Here is a 21,853-nt window from a genome sequence, read left to right on the forward strand (position 1 = left end):
AGATAAGGAAGATGAAGGAGTGTAAAAACCGGAAAGACCTGTAACAAAAAAAGACGGCCCACCGGGGCCGCCTTCCTGTTTTTCAAAGGTTGGTAAATTTGATTATAAGTTGAAGGAATAAGCAACACGCAGGCCTACAAAGTTAATGGTTGATCCATCGTAAGCTGTGTATTTGGTTGAACCTTCGTAACGTACACCCAGATCAAGGTTGCTGCTGGCGGTAAGCGGCAACAGTATACCTACCTGCGGCGCATAGATAAATGCGGTTGATTTAGTGTAACCTAAATCTTTTTTGTTCAGCAAAAATCCGGCACCGGCTTCACCCTGTACGTAGATATTGTTGGCTACAAAATACTTTAAACCTGCTTTTACCGGCAATAACTGAATGTTTTGCACATCGCCTTTAACAGCAGTGCCGCCAATGGTGCCAATGGTTACATCCTTTTTACCGAAGATGTTGTTGTAACCGGCATTTACCGTAACAAATAATTGCTTGGCAACAGGCAATTCTAACTGTGCCGAACCACCAAGGTTCCAGTTGTAGCCATCGCTCAGGCTTCCGGTTGGGATGCCAGCATCAGCACCAATACTTAAACGTGGACCAGTTGGGGTAGTTGTTGATTTTGTTTGTGCGTTTGCGCCAAAGGTGATTGCGGCAAGCGCGAATGCTAAGGCTGTAATTTTTAAACTTTTCATGATATTATGTATTAGATTAATGTCTTTGTTTTTAAAAGACAAGGCAAAGTAAATGCATAAGTTCCTTACGTTTTTTCATCCAAATGTCAGGAGTATTTAATCAATTGATTAACAGAAAGATAATTTTTGACCGATTTGGTATTAAAGTCAGCATATTGTAAATAAATGCCTTTTCTGTCATGCAAATGCGGTTTTTTAGAGCGGTGATTAAACTTTCAGCACCGGAAAAAAGACAGTATTTCGGAATATTTGGCTAACTTACAGGTCGCCCCGACGGGGCTCAACGCTGTGTCTTGTGCATTTTGCTACCAACATGCCGCTCCTATGGAGCTATGATCTAATTACAATCCCGCAGGGCAATGTCATTATTTAAGAAGTCCTTGCTCCATTAGGAGCAAAAGCTTTGTAGCAAATACAGAAACAACAATCGTGTGCCGTCAGGTACACAACCTGAGTGCAGCACCTGACGGCGCTGAAGAACACACACATTCCTTTTCTACAAAGCTTAAACCCCGCTGGGGTTCCTTAAATAATAATATTGCCTGCAGGATACCCTGTTGGTAGCGGATCAGGCTAAAAAAAGGAACTCCAGTGGAGTGGCCTGTTAAATAACTGCTATTGGCTTATCCCATAATTCACATCATATTATTTAGACTAATTATAAATAAAGTTTGTGTAAATCAATTTTAGCTTTACTTTTGCCGTTGTTTACAATTAGTCTAAATAACAACTATGAAAATCAAAGCCTTACTTTACTTATCTATTACCCTGTTCAGCATCACCAATGCTGTCGCGCAGCGCTACGCTACCCTAAAGGGAACTGTCAAAAGCGCTGATAATCAACCGGCCGAAGCGGTGAGCGTGGGCATCAAGTCCACCAGTTTAGGTACCATTACCAATGCCGCCGGCTATTACCAGCTTAATAAAATCAGGCCCGGCACCTATACCATCAAAGTATCTGCAATTGGGTTGATCCCCGAAGAAAAACAGGTAACCATAACCGCCGGTACCACTACCGTGCTTGATTTTGTGCTGAAACAAAATGCCAGCCAGTTAAACGAAGTGGCCATATCCGGTAGGAAACAGAAATACAAGGTCGACCAGCCTTCGCCAAGTCTGCGCTTAAGCGAACCCTTGCTGCAGATCCCGCAAAACATACAAGTGGTTACCGCCCAGGCGCTGGCCGATCAGCAGGTGATCAGCATGAGCGATGGCTTGATCCGCAATGTAAGCGGTGCCGTACGATTAGAGCATTGGGGCGATATGTACACCAACATTACCATGCGCGGCTCGCAGATCCAGGCTTTCCGCAACGGCTTTAACGTGGTTAACTCGTACTGGGGCCCGCTCACCGAAGACATGAGCTTTGTTGATCATATCGAATTTGTGAAAGGGCCGGCTGGGTTTATGCTGGGCAACGGCGACCCAAGCGGTTTATACAATGTAGTTACCAAAAAGCCTACGGGGCAAACCAAAGGCGAGTTTAGCCTGACCACCGGCAGCTTTGGCCTGTACCGTTCAACCCTTGACCTGGATGGTAAATTAAGTAAGGATGGCAAACTGCTGTACCGCTTAAATGTTGCCGGCCAGCAAAAAGGATCTTTCCGCGCTAACGAGTTTAACAACCGTTACAGCATTGCGCCGGTACTATCATACCAGATAGACAGCGCCACCAAAATCACGGCCGAATATGTATATCAGCATGCTAACATGTCGGATGTGGGTTCATTTTATGTATTCAGTCCTAAAGGCTATGCTGCCCTGCCACGCGATTTTACCGCCTTACCGGCTGGATTGCCCGCTACCAATATTGGCGATCATAGTTTTACCCTTAACCTGCAGCACCAATTAAATAACGACTGGAAACTGACCGCCCAGGCCGCTTACTACAAATATAACATGCTGGGCTCATCGATGTGGGCGGATACTGTTGGCAGCGATGGCAAGTATATCCGCAGCATTGGCCTTTGGGAAGCTAAAAGCGGGATGACCCTGGCGCAGGCATTTTTAAATGGTAAAGCCGTTACCGGCGGTATACAGCATAACATACTGGCAGGCATTGATATGGGCACTAAAGATTATTTTGCCGATTACGCCCAATCGCACCCCTTAGATACCAAAGCCAGCATGTTCGATCCGGGTAACCCTAACCTGGGTGTGCCAGTTAACGGTTACCCGATGTTCGATCGCAGCCTTAACCTGGAAGCGCGCGCTGCCGGTGGTTTCGGTATTATTAACCAAACCTATAGCAGCCTTTATGTACAGGATGTACTGGGCTTTGTTGATAACAAAGTACGGTTAACTTTGGCCGGCCGCTATACTTATGTAAAACAATCGGCCTTTGGTACCGATGTAACCGGAAAGCACTTTACCCCGCGCGTGGGCTTAAGCGTGTCGGTTGATGAGCAAACCGCGCTATATGGTTTGTACGATCAGGCTTTTACCCCGCAATCGGCAGGCCGCCTGGTTGAGGGTGGCGCCGTTAAACCCCTAACCGGTAATAACCTGGAGTTTGGTATCAAAAAAGACTGGGCCGGAGGTAAATGGAACACCAGTTTATCGGTTTACCGCATCCTGAAAAATAACGAGGCCCAGGCCGATCCAAGCAGCACGCCGCAAAACCCGGTATCGTTTTTACTTGGTCAAAAAACAGCTAAAGGTATTGAGTTTGATTTACGCGGCGAACTGTTGCCGGGCCTAAACCTGACCGCTAACTACGCGCTCACCGATTCCAAGGTGAGCAAGGTGGGGGAACATGCTGCCTCTATTGTTAAGGTAGGCGATGTGGTACCGGGTTATGCTAAACACACGGCCAATGCCTGGTTAGGTTACAAATTGCAGAATGGCGCGTTAAAAGGCACGGGTATATCTGCCGGGGCTACTTACCTGGGCGGGCGCGAAACCGATACCTGGAGCGTAGGACTACAGCGCCTGCCTGCCTACTTTAAAATGGATGGCGGTTTATTTTGGGAGGGCAAACAGTTAAAGCTTACCGGCAACGTGTTCAACATCCTGGATAAATACCTGTATTCGGGTTCGTACTACTCATCCCTGAACGCTTACTACTGGCAGGCGGAAGCGCCGCGCAACTATCGCTTAAGCATTGCCTACAAATTTTAAGCATGACGAGGTTTAAAAAAACCATACTATTTATACATCGCTGGCTCGGGTTCATCTCCGGGCTGGTGGTGTTAATTGTAAGTATTACCGGCTGCCTGTTTGTTTTTCAGGATGAGATACAGGACGCGTTGTACAGCTACCGCAGGGTGGAGGTACAAAGCAAACCCTATTTGCCGCCATCGCAATTAAAATCGAGGGCTTTAAAGCACTATCCTAAAGGAGCAGCCAATATTACCGCTTACTATGGCAATGACCGGCCGGCTGTGGTGATGGTAAACGACCCTAAACTTGGCACCCACTATATTTACATGAACCCCTACACCGGCACATTTTTGCATGATGAGGATATAGCCAAAAACTTTTTCATTATCGTAGAATATATCCATCTGTACCTGTTGCTTCCCGCAAACATTGGCCAGTTAGTGGTGGGGATCTCGGTAATTATATTTGTGATTTTACTCATAACCGGGATGGTGCTGTGGTGGCCCAAACGCAAAAGCGACCGCAAGCGCAGTTTCAAAATTAAATGGAACGGCCGCTGGCGCCGGGTAAATTACGATTTGCATAACGTGCTGGGCTTTTACGCGTTCAGCATTGCGCTGATTCTGGCGCTATCAGGGCTCTCTATCGCGTTCGACTGGATGCGCGAGGGGATCTATACGGCATCTAACCTGGGTAAAAACTATCCATCCGAAAAAAGGGAGGCGCAGTCAGATTCATTGCAAAAGCGTTTGGTAAATACGGTGCCTGTTGGCGATAGGGCCTTTATTTACGCTAAAACAAAGTCGCCCAGTGCGCAGATGCTCTTTGTGATAGATGGTGATGGGAAAGGCGGGAATACCACATCGGTAACGGCTTATTATACCCCTATGCATTATTACCGCAGCGATAGCTATGCGTTTGATCAGTACAGCGGCAAAATATTAACAACACAGTTGCACCAAACTAAAAGCCCGGGCCGTAAAATGAATGATGCCAATTACGATATCCACGTGGGGCAAATACTGGGCTTGCCCGGCAAGATCATTGCCTTTTTTGCCAGCCTGATCTGCGCCAGTTTGCCCGTAACCGGTTTTATGGTTTGGTGGGGTAAACGCAATAAAAAGAAAAGTCCAAAGCTGAGGCACCGTCAGCCTGCTTTGGCGTGATGTAAAGATTAGTGATTGGTTGATTAGAGATTAGGTAAAACACTCATAACCCGGTATCAACTAATCTCTAACCTCTGATTAACTGATCACTAATTAAAAATCTCTAATCTTTAAAAGCATGTGCGAAACAAGGGTATTAAGTAATCAAGGGGCTACACACATTAGCCAGTGTACCGATTGCCGGGCCATTTATATCTGGCATCAAAACCTGATACTAAATTTTACGGAAAGCCAGTTCAACGATTTTAAAAACTTTGCCAACGACATGGATTTTGAGGAGCGTTTGCTGCCTTTCCCCGATGGCGAAGACCGCGCGGTATTGCGTACCCCGCATAGCGATATTAACTTCACGTTTACCTATCCCGAATGGGAAAACTTTAAAGCGGCAATAGACGAAGCGCTTTATATGCTGGAGGTTTATAGCTTGATGGGGGATTAGCTATCTCATCAAACTCTTTTATACCCATTACACCTTTCTTAACAATCCGCCCCGCCATTTATCGGTATGGAAAAGATGTTTATTATCCAGCCAGTACAACCAAAACAAAGTGACAAATACCCCAACTGCCGAGCCCGCGGTTACATCCTCAAAAAAATGCTGACTTAAATACATGCGCGAGTAACCAATACAACAGGCCAGCGCCAGCATCAGCAGATCGAGATACTTGTTCCTGAACAGATAAGCCAACGTAATGCAGGCCGAAAATGCCGTAACCGTATGCCCCGATGGGAAACTATGATAACTCAGCATATCAATGCCCTTAACAAAATACATTTTGCTGTGCTGGCCTTCAAAATATAAATAAGGCCGAGGCATATCAAACGTAAATTTTAAAGCTTGCGCAACCAAAGCCGTAAAACCATACCCTGTTAGTAACAGAAAACTACGGCGATAACTAAACAAGCCGATGATCAACGCCAGGATGATCAGCGATAAGCCATCGCCCAGCATGGTGAAAAAGGGGAACACCACATCGCCCCAACTGGTATGCAACTTGTTAATAAAAAAGTAGATCTGCTCGCGGGTGTACAGGCTTTTAATGATCAGGCAGCCGGTCAGTATAAACAGGTAAGGTATCAGGAACAGCCATACTTTATTGTAAAGCTTGCGTAGCGTTGTCTTTTGAAATTCGGTACTCATTTAAAATTTTAAGATCAGTACAAATGTACCCGATATGATGAGAAATGCACCAACAGAATCTTTAAGCGTTAGTTTTTCGCCTAAAAACACGACGGCCAGTATAATAGCCAGCGGTACGCTCAGCTTATCCAGCGGCGCAACCTGCTCCACTTTGCCTAATTGCAACGCTTTAAAATAGAAGATCCACGACAGGCCGGTTGCCACTCCGGACAGTACCAGGAAGATCCAGTTGGTTTTGGTAAGGCCACTCATGTTATAATTACCTTTAACCAGCACAATGGCCCAGGCCAGCATCAGTATCACCACCGTACGGATGGCGGTGGCTAGGTTGGTATCAACCCCTTTAATACCCACTTTAGCAAAAATGGCTGTCAGGGCTGCAAAAAAAGCCGAAAATAAAGCGTATATCCACCACATAGCAATAAATTTGTTTAGCTAATATCCGAATTGATTTTGTATAAATGTTGAGATTTACTACATTGTTTCAATCCACATATATCCAACTGTAGCAATTATTTCAAACCCATATCGTCTCATGAAAAAACTCCTGTTGTTATGCTGTATCGCCGGCGCTTTAACTGCCTGCAAACAACAACCCGGCACCAAAACACCCAATAAAGATCTGGCTAAAGTGCTTGATGATTATTATAACGACCGCATGAAGCTTTTCCCCCTGGAATCGACCTACGCGGGGGATACTACCTATAACGACCAGCTGCCTAACGATGGTTCGGAAGCGTTTTTGAAACAGGCGCATGATTTTTATGCCGCTTACCTTGATAAGGTAAAAAACTTTAAACGCAATGATCTGGACGAGCAAGACCAGCTATCGTACGATATTTTTACTTATGAGGCGCAGCTGGCGCTGGACGGGTTTCAATACCATTTAGAATATATGCCTTTTAACCAGTTTTATGCTTTACCGCTAACCATTGGCCAGCTGGGATCTGGCGCGGGCGCGCAGCCATTTAAAACGGTTAAGGATTACGATAACTGGCTGAAACGCCTGGATGCATTTTCCGTTTGGGCCGATACCGCTGTTGTAAATTTTGGTAAGGGTGTAAAAACCGGCATGGTATTACCACAGTCGCTGGTGGTAAAAATGATCCCCCAGATGGATGCCATGATTGTGACATCGCCAGAAAAAAGCTTGTTTTATGGCCCCATTACCAATCTGCCTAAAACCTTTACCGAAGCCGATAAAACCCGCCTGACCGAAGCGTACAAAAAAGCGATTATGACAGTGGTTGTCCCTACCTATAAACGGTTGGATGATTACATTAAAAACGAGTACTATGCACATGCCCGAAGCACATCGGGATATGGGGCTTTACCAAACGGGAAAGCTATTTATACTTACCTGGTAAAGCAGCAAACCACTACCGATAAAACTCCTGAAGAAATTTATCAGTTGGGCCTGAAAGAAGTGGCTCGCATCCATACCAAAATGGATAGTATTAAAACGCTGGTGAAGTTTAAAGGCGATATGAAGGCGTTTTTTACCTACATGAACAATAACAAAGCCTTTATGCCCTACAAGCAGCCGAAAGAAATACTGGATGCTTTTGAAAACATCCATCAACGGATGGAACCGCATTTGAAAACGATGTTTAACCATGTACCTAAAACCCCTTTCCAGATCAGGCAGACCGAAGCCTTCAGGGCAGCATCGGCCAGTGCGGAGTATAACCAGGGCAGCGCCGATGGTACAAGGCCGGGTATATTTTATATACCGATACTGGATGCCACCAAATACAATATTACATCGGGTATGGAATCGCTGTTTTTGCACGAGGCTATCCCGGGCCATCATTACCAGATCTCGCTTACGCAGGAAAACACCTCGCTGCCCAAATTCCGCCGTTTTGATATGGGCGAAAATGCCTATGTAGAAGGCTGGGCGCTCTATTGCGAATCGTTAGGGAAAGAACTGGGCTTATTTGCCGACCCATACCAGCACATGGGCGCCCTGGGCGATGAAATGCACCGCGCCATCCGCCTGGTTGTTGATGTGGCCATCCACACCAAGAATATGACGCGCGAAGAGGCCATTAAATACATGACCGATAACGAAGCGATTAGCCAGGAAGGTGCAACTGCCGAAATTGAACGTTATATGGCTATCCCCGGGCAGGCTTTGGGTTACAAAATGGGCGCTTTAAAAATAAGGGAGCTACGTACGCGCGCCGAGCAAAAAATGGGTGCGAAATTTAACCTGGCCAGCTTTCACGATCAGGTGCTGAAAGACGGCGCTATGCCGCTTAGTGTGCTGGAAAATAAAATTGATACCTGGGCAGCTAAACAGTAATGCCCATAATAAGGATACAAAAACAGCGGCGGCTAAAACCCATCGCTGTTTTTTTGTTTATAAGGTATGGTGCCTTATAGAAATATAGCGGGTAATTCTGGCGTAATTGCTTATGCAATTAAGCCCGATAGCATTGCAGTGCAGTTTACAGATGGCAAGGTTTATGTTTACACGTATGCCAGTGCCGGTAAACGCAATATCGAGCAAATGAAAAAACTGGCTAAAAATGGCCTGGGGTTAAGTACGTTTATCAGCACAACCGTAAAAAACCGGTACGAGGAAAAATCGGGAAACTGACAGGAAGGTTATTCCTTCGGTTTCATCTTATTCATATTAAACCTGGGCTTAAAGCCCGCAGGTTTAGAGGCTGGTTCAACAGGTGGTTCCTGGGCGGTATCTTCCGGCTTTTGTTCTGTCGGTTCATCTGGCTTTACTGGTTCATTGGTAACAGGCGGCGGTGCGGCAGCCTTAAATTTGGGCTTAAAACCTATTGGTGGCCTGGGTGCCTCTGGTTCAGTTGGTTCAATATTCTCTTCAGTTGGCTCAACATGCTCTTCAGTTGGTTTTGATACCATCGATGCCTTAAACCTCGGCTTAAAACCTACCGATGGCGATGATGTCGCGCCTTCAACAGGTTTATCGTCTACAATCGCGGGGTTGTCTTCAGGCTTTCCTTCCGCCGGTTTGCTGGCCATACCCGCTTTAAAACGCGGTTTAAACCCTACGCTGGGCGTTGCCGGCTCGGTTAAGGTATCGGCAATGGTTTGTTCGGCTAACTGGTTTTCTATATGTACTTTCTCAACTTTTACCTCTGGCGGTGCCGGGAACCTGCGGCGCAGTTGGTTGAACCAATATTTTTTGGTATGGTCAAAACTCTTTTCGCCCATTTGTTCGTAGTGTTTCTTAAATTCAGCAAACAATGCCGGTTCTCCGTTTTGCAACAGCGGCAGGTCTATCTTCTTCTTTTTAAAAAACTCTTCAAACGTCATCATATACAGGTCATGATAAATTTATATCTACATCCAGTTTATCCCAGCGGATGCCTTTATCGGTTAAGTGCCAGTCGGCCTGGTCTTCGGGACTGGCATTTTTTAGTTGCGGCATCCAGGTAAGCGGAATAGCCTGTTGCCTGCCATCGGCCAGTTCAACAAAAAGCATATCATCCTGAAAGGATAATTTGATATCTTTTTTTTGCTTGCGCGATGTAAACAATGCCATAAAGCAAAAGTGCGCATATTTTTTAGAAAAATATCCTGCCTGTTTCTATTATAAATGCCTGTTTCTATTTAAAATACCGGCTATTTGTTTTATAGATTATATAACTGTAAATTTAGGTCTATTATTAGCTGAATGAAGAACTACCTTATCAAAACTGTTATATCGTTTTGTGCGCTTTTGTGTTTTGGTATTTGCCATGGCCAGCCAAACGCTGATAACCTTCAAAATCGCCCTGTACTTAGCACTACTATAAACAACTACAACGCGGCTATTGGTCAGCAATCGCTGGTTTATAACGGTACTGGCTATAGCCTGATCCGTAAAATGAAAGGTAATCCTAATTTTATGGATACCGTGGGTACTGCTAACGGTTCGGTTGTTTACTACGGCGAAACCTATCCAAATATCCCCCTGCTATATGATATTAACCGCGACCTGCTGGTTTCGGTATGGGTTGACGGCACATCGTTATACAGCTTTACCAGCGACAGGGTTAGTGAATTTACCCTGCTTAAACACCATTTTATAAGGCTTAATCCCGACAGTACGGCCCAGAAAATTGTAAAGGCCGGTTTTTATGACAACCTGTATACCCATAAACTACAAGTACTGGCCAAAAGGCAAAAAATTATACATATAGCAGGTACCCTGCTCAGTACCGACGATTATTTTGACCCTAAAGTTTACTATTATCTAAAAAAGAACGGCCGCTATTTTACTATTTCGGGCGAAGGCGATATGCTTGATGTTTTACAGGACCGGAAAAAAGAGCTGAAGGATTATATTAAAAGTAACAAGATTAAGTATAGAAACGACCCTGAAAGCTTTATGGTAATGCTGGCAACCTATTATGATCAATTAACAAACTAATATGAAGATACGCTACTTACTCTTTTTATGCTGTTTGTTAACAGGCAAACTAAGTTTTGGCCAGGTAAATAATACACTTGTTAGTGTTAACTATCAGCTGGCCGGCATTGAAACCATTGTAACCGACCTGGAAAGTAAAACCAGTTATCATTTTTATTACGATAAAGCTGTTTTTGATAGTTTAAAGGTTACCGTACAGGCTACACGCCAACCGTTTAATGCCGTGTTGGATATGATATTTAAAAACGCCGGTTTCCAATATGCCATAGCTAACCAAACAGATGTGTTTTTAACAAAGACCCGCGTTTTGCAGCCCACACTGGCGGCAGGTTTTTTTCAGCCCGTTACACCGGGGCAAGCCCCGGTAGCGGCGGCGCCAATATTTTCGCAGGATGACCGCAGTAAAAAAACGCCTGAAGCCACTACCGAGAACAAGATCTACCAAATAGGTGTCCGCAACAGCCAAACAGGTAATGCTACCTTAGCCGGCTATGTTAAAAACATTAAAACAGGCGAACCCATTATTGGGGCCAGTATGTACGTAACCGATACCAAATCCGGAACGGCAACTGATGCATTTGGTTTCTTCTCGTTAACATTGCCTAAAGGGCCGCATACCATTAATATCAAATCAATTGGCAGCCGCGATACCCGCCGGCAAATTATTTTATATAGCGATGGCAAGCTGAATATTGAACTGCAGGAACAAATACAAACGCTTAGGGAAGTAAAAATATCGGCAGATAAAATGGCCAATGTACAAAGTACACAGTTGGGTGCGGTAAAACTTAATATAAAAAGCTTAAAGGACATACCTGCAGTTTTTGGCGAAACCGATGTATTACGCGCAATTTTAATGCTGCCCGGTGTGCAAAGTGTTGGCGAGGCTACAACCGGCTTTAACGTACGCGGCGGCTCTGCCGATCAGAATTTGATTTTGCTTAACGGTTCAACCATCTATAACCCGGCCCACTTTTTCGGCTTTTTTTCGGCATTTAACCCCGATGTGGTTAAAGATGTAGAATTATACAAAAGCACTATCCCCGAAAAATTCGGCGGCAGGCTGGCCTCTGTATTGGATGTGGCAGACAGGGAGGGCAATAAAAAGAAGTTCACCGGATCGGCCGGTATCGGGTTGCTAACCAGCAGGCTGAGTGTAGAAGGGCCGCTGGGTAATAACGAAAAAACCTCGTTTATATTCGGCGGGCGCGTCACTTACTCCGATTGGCTGTTAAAGCTGCTGCCCGATGCCTATAAGCACAGTAATGCGTCTTTTTACGATTTTAACCTCGACATCAGCCATCGTTTTAACGATAAGAATGATATTTATGTATATGGCTATATCAGCAAAGATGCCTTTAAATTAAACAGCGATACCAGCTATGCCTACAACAATAAAAACCTGAATATTAAATGGAAGCATAATTTCAGCAATAAGCTGTATAGTGTAATATCAGGCGGCGTTGACCATTATGATTATGGGATTGCCAGCAGCGCTAATCCGATAAATGCCTACAAGCTAAAGTTTGATATTAACCAAACTAACTTTAAAACCGATTTTAACTATTATGTCAATACCCGGCATACGGTTACTTTTGGTCTTAACTCCATATTATACCAATTGCAGCCAGGCAGCCAGGCGCCAAACGATCCGTCGTCGCTTATCATAACAAACATAGTACCCAAACAACAGGCTTTGGAAAGCGCTTTATACTTAGGCGATAAATTTGATATCAGCAGCAAGCTATCTGTTAGCGCAGGCGTACGTTATTCTTTATACAACTTTTTAGGCCCGCATACGGTAAATAACTATGCACCGGGCTTACCCAAAACAGGCGATACTTTTTTAGACAGCACACAGTATAAAAGCGGGCAGAATATAAAAACTTATGGCGGCCCCGAGATCCGTTTATCGGCGCGGTATAGCATCAGCGATAATTTTTCTGTAAAAGCCGGATACAATACCTTACGCCAGTATATCCACCTGCTATCAAACACTACGGCCATATCACCTATAGATATTTACCAGCTAAGCGACCCTAATATCAAACCACAAAACGGCGATCAGATCTCGCTCGGTTTTTATCGAAACCTCAAATCAAACACGGTAGAAACATCTGTTGAGGTTTATTATAAACGCTTAAGAGACTATTTAGATTATAGGGATGGGGCCACTTTGCTGCTGAACCACCATGTTGAAACAGACGTGATCAGTACTCGTGGTAAAGCATACGGCATTGAGTTTTTGGTGAGGAAAACCGCGGGGACACTTACCGGTTTAATGAGCTACACCTATTCGCGGGTATTTCTTAAACAGGACGACCCAACGGTGGCTTCGCCTGTAAATAACGGCAATTATTATCCGGCCAATTATGATAAACCCCACGATTTTAACTTCACGGGCAGTTATCATATCAGCCATCGCTACAGCGTATCGTTAAATATGGTATATAGTACCGGGCGGCCAATAACACTGCCTATTGCAAAATACTATTACGCCGGGTCAGAAAGGGTTTACTATGCCGCCCGCAATGCAAACCGCATCCCCGATTATTTCCGTACCGATTTTTCGGTGATTATTGATGGTAACCATAAACTAAACCAACGTTTTCATAACTCATGGACGTTTGGGGTTTATAACCTATCGGGCAGGCAAAATGCCTATTCAACTTATTTTACACAACAAAGCGGAATGATTAACGGCTATAAGTTATCCATCTTTGCCACTGCTATACCATTTATTAACTATAATGTCCGATTTTAAAAAAATGAAAAAGATATTATATATCGTGGGTATTTCAACAGCTGTTTTAATGGCTATGTGCAAAAAGCCGTTTAATCCGGCGGTTATTGAAGCCACTCCGGGCATTTTGGTGGTTGAGGGTGAAATTAATAATGGAGCCGATTCAACCATTATTAAATTGTCGCGTAGTGTTAAATTAACCGACACCGTGAGCAGCAGGCCCGAGTTAAAAGCCGTTTTAACAATAGAGGATGATGGTAACACCGTCTACCCGCTAAAAGAGCTGGCTAAAGGGGCTTATGGCGCCGGTCCGCTTAATCTTAATAAAGACCGCCGGTATCACCTGCGTATTAAAACCACTGATGGCCTGGTTTACCTGTCTGATTATGAAGCGGTAAAAAACGCACCGCCTATAGATAGCCTTAACTACCAGATTACAGATGCCGGCCTGTCGTTTTATACCAGCACACACGACCCGAGTAATAGCACACAATATTATCGTTGGCAATATGAAGAAACCTGGCGCTTCCACGCTGAATACCGCTCTTATTATGTTTCCAATGGCACTAAAATAATCCCACGTACTAAGATGGTGTATGATTGCTTTGGAAATAACGTATCGAGCAGCATTATGCTGGCATCAACAGCCAAACTAAGTCAGGATATTATCCCACAACAACATCTTACCGATGTTCCTTCGGGATCAGAAAAACTCGCTATCCGATATAGTGTACTGGTTAAACAATATGCTTTAACCCAAAAAGCTTACGAGTTTTGGGAAAACATGCAGCGTACTACCGAAAAACTTGGCAGTATATTCGACCAGCAGCCCTCGGCCCCCACGGGTAATATCCACTGTATAACCAATACTGATTTGCCCGTTGTGGGCTATATAAGTGTAGGGACTGTCCAAACTAAGCGGATATTTATTGATAGGCCCCAACTACCCCAGGGCTGGACATATTTTAGCCCATATGACTGTGCAATTCAAAGCTATTTTTACGTGGATCCGACAGCTCTTGGAGGCGACCTGGTGTCACAATTGCTGATCCCCAGGGGTAGCCTTAACCAACCGATTGATGCAATTGGAACTAACCCTATAAGGGGCTATACATCGGCAGGTAAATACTGTGTGGATTGCACCTTAAGAGGCACAACTGCCCAACCATATTTTTGGAAATAAGGCATGAAAAAAGCATTTTACATATCAGGCATTATAGTAATGGTTGCGATAACCATGTGCAAAAAGCCTTATAGCCCTAAAGTGATTGACGCGGCAGGCCGTTACCTGGTTGTTGAAGGCCTGATTAACAGCGGTGCCGATTCAACCATCATCAGGCTAAGCCGTACTACGAAGATTTATATTCAAAATGCAAATAATGCTACCGCAAACCCCGAAGCCAAAGCTATTGTAACAGTTGAAGATGACCAAAATGCACCATATCCATTAAAAGAAACCACTAATGGTAATTATGTAGCTGCCGCACTAAACCTGAATACCGGCCACAACTATCGCCTGCGCATTAAAACTGAAGACGGCTTGGTTTACCTATCAGATTATGAACCGGTGAAGGTATCGCCGCCTATTGATAGTGTGGGCTTTAAAATCGACCCTACCGGGCTGATTATTTACGCAAATACACATGATGCAACTAACAATACCCGTTATTACCGTTGGGAATATGAAGAAGCCTGGATGTTCCAGGTAGCGTACGACTCTAAATATTTAAGAATCTGTGACGACGGGCCACCTTATGGGCCACCTGAATCAAGGACCCAGTCCTTATATACATGTTTTACCAATGATGCATCAAAATCTATTGTTTTAGGATCGACAGCTAAACTGACCCAGGATGTATTGTACCAGGCGCATATTGCAACTATCCCCGCTTCGTCCGAAAAAATAAGTATTAGGTATAGTATACTGGTTAAGCAATATGCGCTTAGTAAACCGGCTTACGAATTTTGGAGTAATGTTAAAAAAAACACCGAAAATCTGGGCAGTATTTTCGACGCGCAACCATCGGCCCCGGCAAGCAATATACATTGTGTAAGTGATGCAGCGCAACCGGTTATTGGATATATTAGTGTTGGCACTATACAACGCAAAAGGATATTTGTTGATAAAACCGACGTGCGTGGTTTCATCACACAACCCCAAAACCTATGCGGCCTGCAAACGATAATTTTTACCAATTCAAAAGCATGCTACCCCGAAGCTAATAAGTTTATTGTTGACCTTGTGTATTCAGGAAGCGATATTATTGGTATTACACAAACATCCACACCTTGTGCGGATTGCACAACAAGAGGAGTATTAAAAAAGCCATCTTTTTGGAAATAATTATGGATAAAATGAACAATAACATAAAAAAAATATTGCTGGGTACTGCCTGCATGGTTATGCTATTTATCGCCGCCCGCGGCCAGGCGCCGGTAAGTATCAATACCGGCTTTGAAAATTATTCGCATAATGTACTGCAGGAAAAAATATATGTGCATACCGACCGCGCGTTTTACCTGACGGGCGAAATACTATGGTTTAAATTGTATACAGTAGATGCCGGTTTAAATACCCCTGTTAACATCAGTAAAGTAGCCTATGTTGATGTTTTGGATATCGCCAATAATTCGGTACTGCAAGCTAAAATTGCCCTGCAAAACGGCACGGGCAGCGGCTCTCTATATATCCCGGTAACGCTGGCCAATGGTAATTACCAACTAAGGGCCTATACCAACTGGATGAAAAATTTCAGCGCCGACCTGTATTTTGAAAAAACCTTAACCATTGTTAATCCCCTGGTTACCCCTGATGCCCCGCTAAAAAGATCAAAGGTTGATTATGATATCCAGTTTTTCCCTGAGGGCGGAAACTTAGTTAACGGCATTACCAGTACTGTGGGTTTTAAAGCTACCGGCGAGGATGGAAAAGGCATTGATGTTGATGGCGTGATCATTAATCAGCGCAGCGATACGGTGGCGCGTTTCCAAACTTCAAAATTTGGCATCGGGCGTTTCACCTTTACGCCGGTAGCCAACCAGGTTTATAAAGTTGTAATGCGTGCCGGTCCGGGTAACGCGCTGATCAAACAATTACCGGCTGCCGTAGCACAAGGTTTTGTAATGCATGTAACTGATGATGGCGGCAAGCAAATACAGGTAAAAATTACCGGCAGCCAGCCCGAAGATCTTTATCTGCTGGCACACAGTGGCCCTCATATTAATTTAGCGCAACAGGTAAACCGCGGTGCCGGTAACAGCGCAACCCTGCTAATAGATAAAACTAAACTGGGGGATGGTATAAACCATTTAACCATTTTTAACGCTAACCGCCAGCCCCTGGCCGAGCGTCTGGTTTTTATACGCCCCGCGGTTTTAAATTTACAGGCCAGCATAGCGCAACAGTTTGGCCTGCGGAAAAAAGTAGCTGTTGACGTGGCATCAAGCGGCAGCGACGGGAAACCGCAAAAAACCAACTTGTCGCTATCGGTTTATCGTACAGATTCGCTAAACGGTAACCGGGCAGATGATTTGGTGAGCTACTTGTGGCTATCATCTGAGTTAAAGGGCAATATTGAAATGCCCGGCTATTATTTCAACAACGTAAACGCCGATACAGATGAAGAACTGGATAATTTATTACTCACCCAGGGCTGGAGCCGTTTTAAATGGAACGATATATTAAATGGCAAACAGCCGGCATTTCGCTTCCTTCCCGAATATAATGGGCACCTGATAACCGGACAGATTACCGACCGCTCGGGTGCAAAAGTTAATAATGCCATAGTTTACCTGGGGGTGATCAGCAAAAAAGTACAGCTATATGGCGCCCATTCGGGTACAAGCGGACAATTGATATTTAATACCCGCGACCTATACGGCGCTAACGAAATTGTGTTGCAAACCAACACGGCAATGGATAGCACAACTTATCAAATAACCTTAAACAACCCTTTTTCAGAACAGTACGCTACTACAAAGCTTCAGCCCCTGTACTTTAATAAAACCATTAGCCCTCAAATAGAAAGTAATAGCCTGGCCATGCAGGTACAAAACCTGTATCGCCCCGAACGTTTAAGACAATTTAATACCAGCGGGATAGACAGTTTGGCTTTTTATGATAAACAATACAAATCTTTTGCGCTGGATAATTTTACCCGCTTTACAACCACCGAAGAGGTTTTACGCGAATATGTTACCAACGTTAATGTTGCTAAGCAAAACGGGCATTTCCATTTAAAGTTTATCAATGCCGAGGGATATCTTTCGGGTGATAACGACCCGCTGATTTTACTGGATGGTATACCTGTTTTTAACACCGACAAAGCGTTTACAATCGATCCGTTAAAAATGAAACGGTTGGACGTAGTGAACCAAAGATATTTTTGGGGCCCAATTGTTAGCGATGGAATACTGTCGTTTACCAGTTATAAAACGGATTTTGGCGGCTTTGAGCTTGATCCACGCGCCATAGTGCTTGATTACGAGGGGATGCAATTACAACGCGAATTTTATTCGCCGGTTTACGATACCGAAGATCAGCTAAAAAGCCGTATTCCTGATTTCAGGAATTTATTGTACTGGTCCCCCAACCTCAACACCGGTACCGATGGCAAAGCGCGGGCAACTTTTTATACATCAGATAAACCCGGTAAATATATTGGCGTAGTACAAGGCATGGCAGCTAACGGGCAGGCGGGCAGGCAGTATTTTTCTTTTGAAGTAAAGAAATGATCAGAACAGTTTAAGCTGATTGGTTTCGGCATCTTTAACAGGCGGCTTTTGCAGCTCGCCAAAATTGGAAAGCGAGATCCCCAGCAGGCGGATCTTCACCTCTTCGGTACCGCTGGCCAGCAATAAACTCTTTGCCGTGGCTGCAATAGTTTCCAGGTCATCCACCGGTTTTGCGAATGATTGGTTGCGGGTGATCTGCCTGAAATCGCTATATTTTACCTTCAGTGTTATGGTGCGCCCCTGCAGTTCATAACGTTTCAGGCGCCTTTCCACCGTGATCGCAATTTTATCCAGTTCGGTGTTCATTTCCTCCACCTCGGTCAGGTCGTACGCAAAAGTGTCTTCGGCGCCTAATGATTTGGTTTCGCGATGCGGCTGCACCGGCCGGTCGTCTATCCCCCTAACTATCTGGTAATAAAACCGGCCCGTCTTCCCAAAATGGCGCGACATTTCATCTTCGCTCAGTTTCTTCAGGTCGGCGCCAAAATGCAGGCCCATTTTTTTCATCTTTTCGGCCGTCACTTTACCTACGCCGTAAAATTTCTCTACGGGCAGCGCCTCCATAAAGCTTTCGATTGCGGATGGGCCGATGAATTTCAGGCCGTCGGGTTTATTGATATCGGATGCTATTTTGGCTACAAATTTATTGATAGATACCCCGGCCGATGCGGTGAGGTTTAACTCATCTTTAATAGCCTGTTTAATTTGCATGGCAATATCAATAGCCGAACCGATGCCCGGTTTATCTATCGTTACATCCAGATAAGCTTCATCCAGCGATAAGGGTTCGATGAGATCGGTATAACGGTGAAAGATCTCCCGGATCTGCCGCGATACTTCCTTGTAGGCCTCAAACCTTGGACGGATAAATATAGCATGTGGACAAAGTTGCAAGGCCCGTTTAGACGGCATAGCCGACCGGATCCCAAACTTACGCGCCTCGTAACTGGCGGTAGCCACCACGCCGCCCCGCCCTTCGGGCAGTCCGCCTACAACTATCGGCTTACCCCGGTATTCGGGGTTGTCGCGCTGCTCTACCGACGCGTAAAAGGCATCCATATCAATATGGATGATCTTGCGGTACGTGGTATCGGGCCTGGTTTCCATGAGGCCCTAAATTAGGCAAAAAACCAATCAAATGGTGTCATTACCAGGTAGTGGTATTGCTACTACAGTATTATATTAAACAATAAAACCGCCCCGGATTAACAGGGCGGCTTACGGTTTATGGATCGGTTTAAAATGCGTGGTTAATTATTTAACAGGTAGTTTTTAAACTCGTTAAAATCGGCTTTCAGGGCGGTGGCTTGCCTTGCTTTTTCCTGCAGGGTTTTTACCTGTTCTGGAATCTCAACAGACCTGGCAATTTGTTCGGGGAACACATCCGGGAATTTGCAAGGGTGCGCGGTAGACAGGAACACGCCGGTGATATCATCGTCTTCCTGTTTATCCATCCAATTGGTCAGCGCCAGCCAGGCAATAGCCGTATGCGGACAAGCCACATACTTATACGCGCCGAATATCTTTACAATGGCCTTTACGGTATCCTCATCATCGAAACTATACCCGGTAATGAGTTTTTTCAGTTCGGCAGTATCGTTTTTAAACAGATCGGCAATACGCACCCAATTGCTGGGGCTGCTTACATCCATGGCGTTTGATAAAGTGGCCACCGTTGGCTTTGGCTGATAAACACCCGTTTTTAAAAACTCGGGAACGGTATCGTTAACGTTGGTGGCGGCTATAAACTGCTGTACCGGTAAGCCCATTTTCCAGGCTAATAAACCCGCGCCTATATTACCGAAGTTACCGCTTGGTACCGCGAACACCACTTTGCTTTTGCCCTGTTTTAATAGCTGAGCGTAAGCGTTAAAATAATAAAACGTTTGGGGGATTAACCGGGCAATGTTGATAGAGTTAGCCGATGTCAGCCTGAATTTCGTGTTCAGTTCTGCATCGGTAAAGGCTTGTTTAACCAGGGCCTGGCAATCGTCAAAAGTACCGTCAACTTCCAGTGCGCGGATATTTTGTCCGTTGGTAGTTAACTGCAACTCCTGGATGTCGCTTACCTTGCCTTTAGGGTATAAGATGGTAACACGCGTATTGGGCACGCCTAAAAAGCCTAAAGCCACCGCACCCCCGGTATCGCCCGATGTAGCCACCAAAACATCCAGTTGCTTTTCGCCATCCTCTAAAAAGTAAGCCATCACCCGGCTCATAAACCGTGCGCCAAAATCTTTAAAAGCCAGCGATGGGCCGTGGAAAAGCTCCAGCACGTAAACGTCTTCTTCCAGTTCAACTACCGGGGCCTCAAAATTGATGGCGTCATCAATCAGCGTTTTTAAATCGCTATCCGGGATAGCCCCGGCCAGCATGTTTTTGGCAACGGTGAAAGCAATTTCGGGCAGGGTATACTGATCCAGGTTATCTATAAACGCCTGCGGCAAAGCCGGGATATTTACCGGCATATAAAGCCCCTTATCCTGCGGCATGCTATTAAAAACGGCATCCTTAAAGGATACATTCAGGGCGGTGTTATTGGTACTGTATAGTTTCATTATTATTCTTTTGATTTCACCGATGGTTTTTTGATTTCACCGATTTTTAAACTACTTGTCATGCTGAGGTATGAAGCATCTCTCGTTTGCAAATCCTCCTCTAATGTCCGCCGGTAGATTCTTCGCTATCGCTCAGAATGACAAACTATTTTTTCATTTGCACATCTGCATATCCTCACATCTGCACATTATAAAACCCTCGGCCCCTTATCATTTATCGTTGATACATAGCTGTTGGAATTGATCTTCATTCCCGTTAAAAACGATTGCAGTTTTTGGGTGATGTTGTGGGCCGTTTGCTCATCGCGGGTAAACGCAAATACCGATGGGCCCGAGCCGGAGATGCCGAAGCTTACCGCGCCCAATTCCATGGCCATTTCACGCATCTGGTAAAAACCGGGGATCAGCATACTGCGTACCGGCTCTACCAATACATCCTTCATACTGCGACCGATCAGGTCGATATCGTTCATAAACAAACCGCTTACCAGGCCGGCTACATTGCCCCATTGGGTAACGGCATCCTTCATATTAATTTTATTGCGGATGATCTGCCTGGCCTCGCGGGTGGGCACATCCACATCAGGGAACACAATAGCGCACCACAGGTCTTTAGGATGCGGCAGGCGCACCACATCAAGCGGCTCATAACTGCGGATGAGCACAAAGCCGCCCATCAATGCGGGGGCAACGTTATCGGCGTGTCCGTGTCCGCAAGCCATTTCCTCGCCTTTCATGGCAAAGGGCAATAGTTGCGCTACATCACGTTCATCGCCCAACAGGGTTTTTGCAGCAAATAACCCCGCTACCGTACTGGCCGAGCTACTGCCCAGGCCGCTGCCTATCGGCATTTTTTTATGCAGTTCGATATCCAGGCCCAAATCGGTGCGACCAATGCTTTCCAAATAGTGGCGTACGCTTACACTTACCGTATTTTTAGCCGGATCCATCGGCAGGCGGCCATTATCGCCGGTAATTTTGCTGATGGTGATGCCCGGCTTATCGGTTACACGCATCACCACCTCATCGCCCGGGGCGTTAACGGCAAAGCCCAGCACATCAAAGCCGCAAACTACGTTAGCAACGGTGGCCGGTGCGAAGACCTGGACAGAGGTCCCTGCTTTAGCATTATCGGGCATGGTTAATTCTTGTATTTGAGTATCCATAATATATATCGTCTTTGTCATTGTGAGGTACGAAGCAATCGCGAAGCGGCAGAGCCAAATCTGCATAGTTCGCGGTTGCCGCGTCGCCCCATCGCCTCAGGCCGCCCTCCGCTCCTCGCAATGACATATTTTGTTTAATTTCTCATTTGCA

General features: G+C 45.2%; 18 protein-coding genes. 10 read left to right on the forward strand and 8 right to left on the reverse strand.

Features of this window, described 5'->3' with window-relative positions:
- Nucleotides 1–102 precede the first annotated feature (102 nt).
- On the reverse strand, nucleotides 103–696 hold the full coding sequence (locus AC07M6_RS05890) for an outer membrane beta-barrel protein (protein WP_494888010.1): 594 nt from the start codon (nucleotides 694–696) through the stop codon (nucleotides 103–105).
- Nucleotides 697–1,428: 732 nt separating this feature from the next.
- Here AC07M6_RS05890 and AC07M6_RS05895 point away from each other — a divergent pair.
- The 3 genes from AC07M6_RS05895 (at nucleotide 1,429) to AC07M6_RS05905 (ending at nucleotide 5,403) form a co-directional block, all read left to right on the forward strand.
- A complete protein-coding gene (locus tag AC07M6_RS05895; protein WP_494888011.1) occupies nucleotides 1,429–3,816 on the forward strand; it encodes a TonB-dependent siderophore receptor in 2,388 nt (795 codons plus the stop codon).
- A 2-nt stretch (nucleotides 3,817–3,818) separates the two neighbouring features.
- The gene (locus AC07M6_RS05900) at nucleotides 3,819–4,964 is read left to right on the forward strand and encodes a PepSY-associated TM helix domain-containing protein (RefSeq protein ID WP_494888012.1); all 1,146 of its coding nucleotides are present in this window, start codon (nucleotides 3,819–3,821) and stop codon (nucleotides 4,962–4,964) included.
- 118 nt (nucleotides 4,965–5,082) lie between these two features.
- Nucleotides 5,083–5,403, forward strand: coding sequence for a DUF6686 family protein (locus AC07M6_RS05905; RefSeq protein ID WP_494888013.1), 321 nt, complete (start codon nucleotides 5,083–5,085; stop codon nucleotides 5,401–5,403).
- 27 nt (nucleotides 5,404–5,430) lie between these two features.
- Here AC07M6_RS05905 and AC07M6_RS05910 read toward each other — a convergent pair whose 3' ends face one another.
- Both AC07M6_RS05910 and AC07M6_RS05915 read right to left on the reverse strand, forming a co-directional pair.
- Nucleotides 5,431–6,105 carry a phosphatase PAP2 family protein gene (locus AC07M6_RS05910; protein ID WP_494888014.1) on the reverse strand — a complete coding sequence of 225 codons (675 nt, stop codon included), beginning with the start codon at nucleotides 6,103–6,105 and terminating at the stop codon, nucleotides 5,431–5,433.
- Nucleotides 6,106–6,522: an EamA family transporter gene (locus AC07M6_RS05915; protein WP_494888015.1), complete on the reverse strand. Its 417-nt coding sequence runs from the start codon at nucleotides 6,520–6,522 to the stop codon at nucleotides 6,106–6,108.
- A 118-nt stretch (nucleotides 6,523–6,640) separates the two neighbouring features.
- Here AC07M6_RS05915 and AC07M6_RS05920 point away from each other — a divergent pair, with 118 nt between their 5' ends.
- Both AC07M6_RS05920 and AC07M6_RS05925 read left to right on the forward strand, forming a co-directional pair.
- On the forward strand, nucleotides 6,641–8,413 hold the full coding sequence (locus tag AC07M6_RS05920; RefSeq protein ID WP_494888016.1) for a DUF885 domain-containing protein: 1,773 nt from the start codon (nucleotides 6,641–6,643) through the stop codon (nucleotides 8,411–8,413).
- 66 nt (nucleotides 8,414–8,479) lie between these two features.
- Nucleotides 8,480–8,710 (forward strand): hypothetical protein, encoded by a 231-nt coding sequence (locus tag AC07M6_RS05925; RefSeq protein ID WP_494888017.1) that lies wholly within the window; start codon nucleotides 8,480–8,482, stop codon nucleotides 8,708–8,710.
- Between the two features lie 8 nt (nucleotides 8,711–8,718).
- Here the strand turns inward: AC07M6_RS05925 and AC07M6_RS05930 are convergent, their stop codons facing one another.
- Both AC07M6_RS05930 and AC07M6_RS05935 read right to left on the reverse strand, forming a co-directional pair.
- Nucleotides 8,719–9,405 carry a hypothetical protein gene (locus AC07M6_RS05930; RefSeq protein WP_494888019.1) on the reverse strand — a complete coding sequence of 229 codons (687 nt, stop codon included), beginning with the start codon at nucleotides 9,403–9,405 and terminating at the stop codon, nucleotides 8,719–8,721.
- A 7-nt stretch (nucleotides 9,406–9,412) separates the two neighbouring features.
- Nucleotides 9,413–9,631: a DUF2442 domain-containing protein gene (locus AC07M6_RS05935; protein WP_494888020.1), complete on the reverse strand. Its 219-nt coding sequence runs from the start codon at nucleotides 9,629–9,631 to the stop codon at nucleotides 9,413–9,415.
- 132 nt (nucleotides 9,632–9,763) lie between these two features.
- Here AC07M6_RS05935 and AC07M6_RS05940 point away from each other — a divergent pair, with 132 nt between their 5' ends.
- The 5 genes from AC07M6_RS05940 to AC07M6_RS05960 are packed head-to-tail and all read left to right on the forward strand — an operon-like array spanning nucleotide 9,764 to nucleotide 17,978.
- On the forward strand, nucleotides 9,764–10,501 hold the full coding sequence (locus AC07M6_RS05940; RefSeq protein WP_494888021.1) for a hypothetical protein: 738 nt from the start codon (nucleotides 9,764–9,766) through the stop codon (nucleotides 10,499–10,501).
- Between the two features lies 1 nt (nucleotide 10,502).
- Nucleotides 10,503–13,265 carry a TonB-dependent receptor gene (locus tag AC07M6_RS05945; protein WP_494888022.1) on the forward strand — a complete coding sequence of 921 codons (2,763 nt, stop codon included), beginning with the start codon at nucleotides 10,503–10,505 and terminating at the stop codon, nucleotides 13,263–13,265.
- A gap of 4 nt (nucleotides 13,266–13,269) precedes the next feature.
- Nucleotides 13,270–14,427: a DUF4249 domain-containing protein gene (locus AC07M6_RS05950; protein ID WP_494888023.1), complete on the forward strand. Its 1,158-nt coding sequence runs from the start codon at nucleotides 13,270–13,272 to the stop codon at nucleotides 14,425–14,427.
- Between the two features lie 3 nt (nucleotides 14,428–14,430).
- On the forward strand, nucleotides 14,431–15,588 hold the full coding sequence (locus AC07M6_RS05955) for a DUF4249 domain-containing protein (RefSeq protein WP_494888024.1): 1,158 nt from the start codon (nucleotides 14,431–14,433) through the stop codon (nucleotides 15,586–15,588).
- Nucleotides 15,589–15,599: 11 nt separating this feature from the next.
- Nucleotides 15,600–17,978, forward strand: a complete 2,379-nt coding sequence (locus AC07M6_RS05960; RefSeq protein WP_494888026.1) for a hypothetical protein — start codon at nucleotides 15,600–15,602, stop codon at nucleotides 17,976–17,978.
- On the opposite strand, the gene dinB is transcribed toward AC07M6_RS05960, so the two are convergent.
- The 3 genes from dinB to AC07M6_RS05975 form a co-directional block, all read right to left on the reverse strand.
- A complete protein-coding gene (gene dinB / locus AC07M6_RS05965) occupies nucleotides 17,979–19,085 on the reverse strand; it encodes a DNA polymerase IV (protein ID WP_494888027.1) in 1,107 nt (368 codons plus the stop codon).
- Nucleotides 19,086–19,228: 143 nt separating this feature from the next.
- Nucleotides 19,229–20,536 (reverse strand): threonine synthase, encoded by a 1,308-nt coding sequence (gene thrC, locus AC07M6_RS05970; protein WP_494888028.1) that lies wholly within the window; start codon nucleotides 20,534–20,536, stop codon nucleotides 19,229–19,231.
- A gap of 188 nt (nucleotides 20,537–20,724) precedes the next feature.
- Nucleotides 20,725–21,702, reverse strand: coding sequence for a homoserine kinase (locus AC07M6_RS05975; protein ID WP_494888029.1), 978 nt, complete (start codon nucleotides 21,700–21,702; stop codon nucleotides 20,725–20,727).
- Between the last annotated feature and the right edge of the window lie 151 nt (nucleotides 21,703–21,853).

Source organism: Mucilaginibacter sp. GW821-FHT07H05, assembly GCF_059418485.1.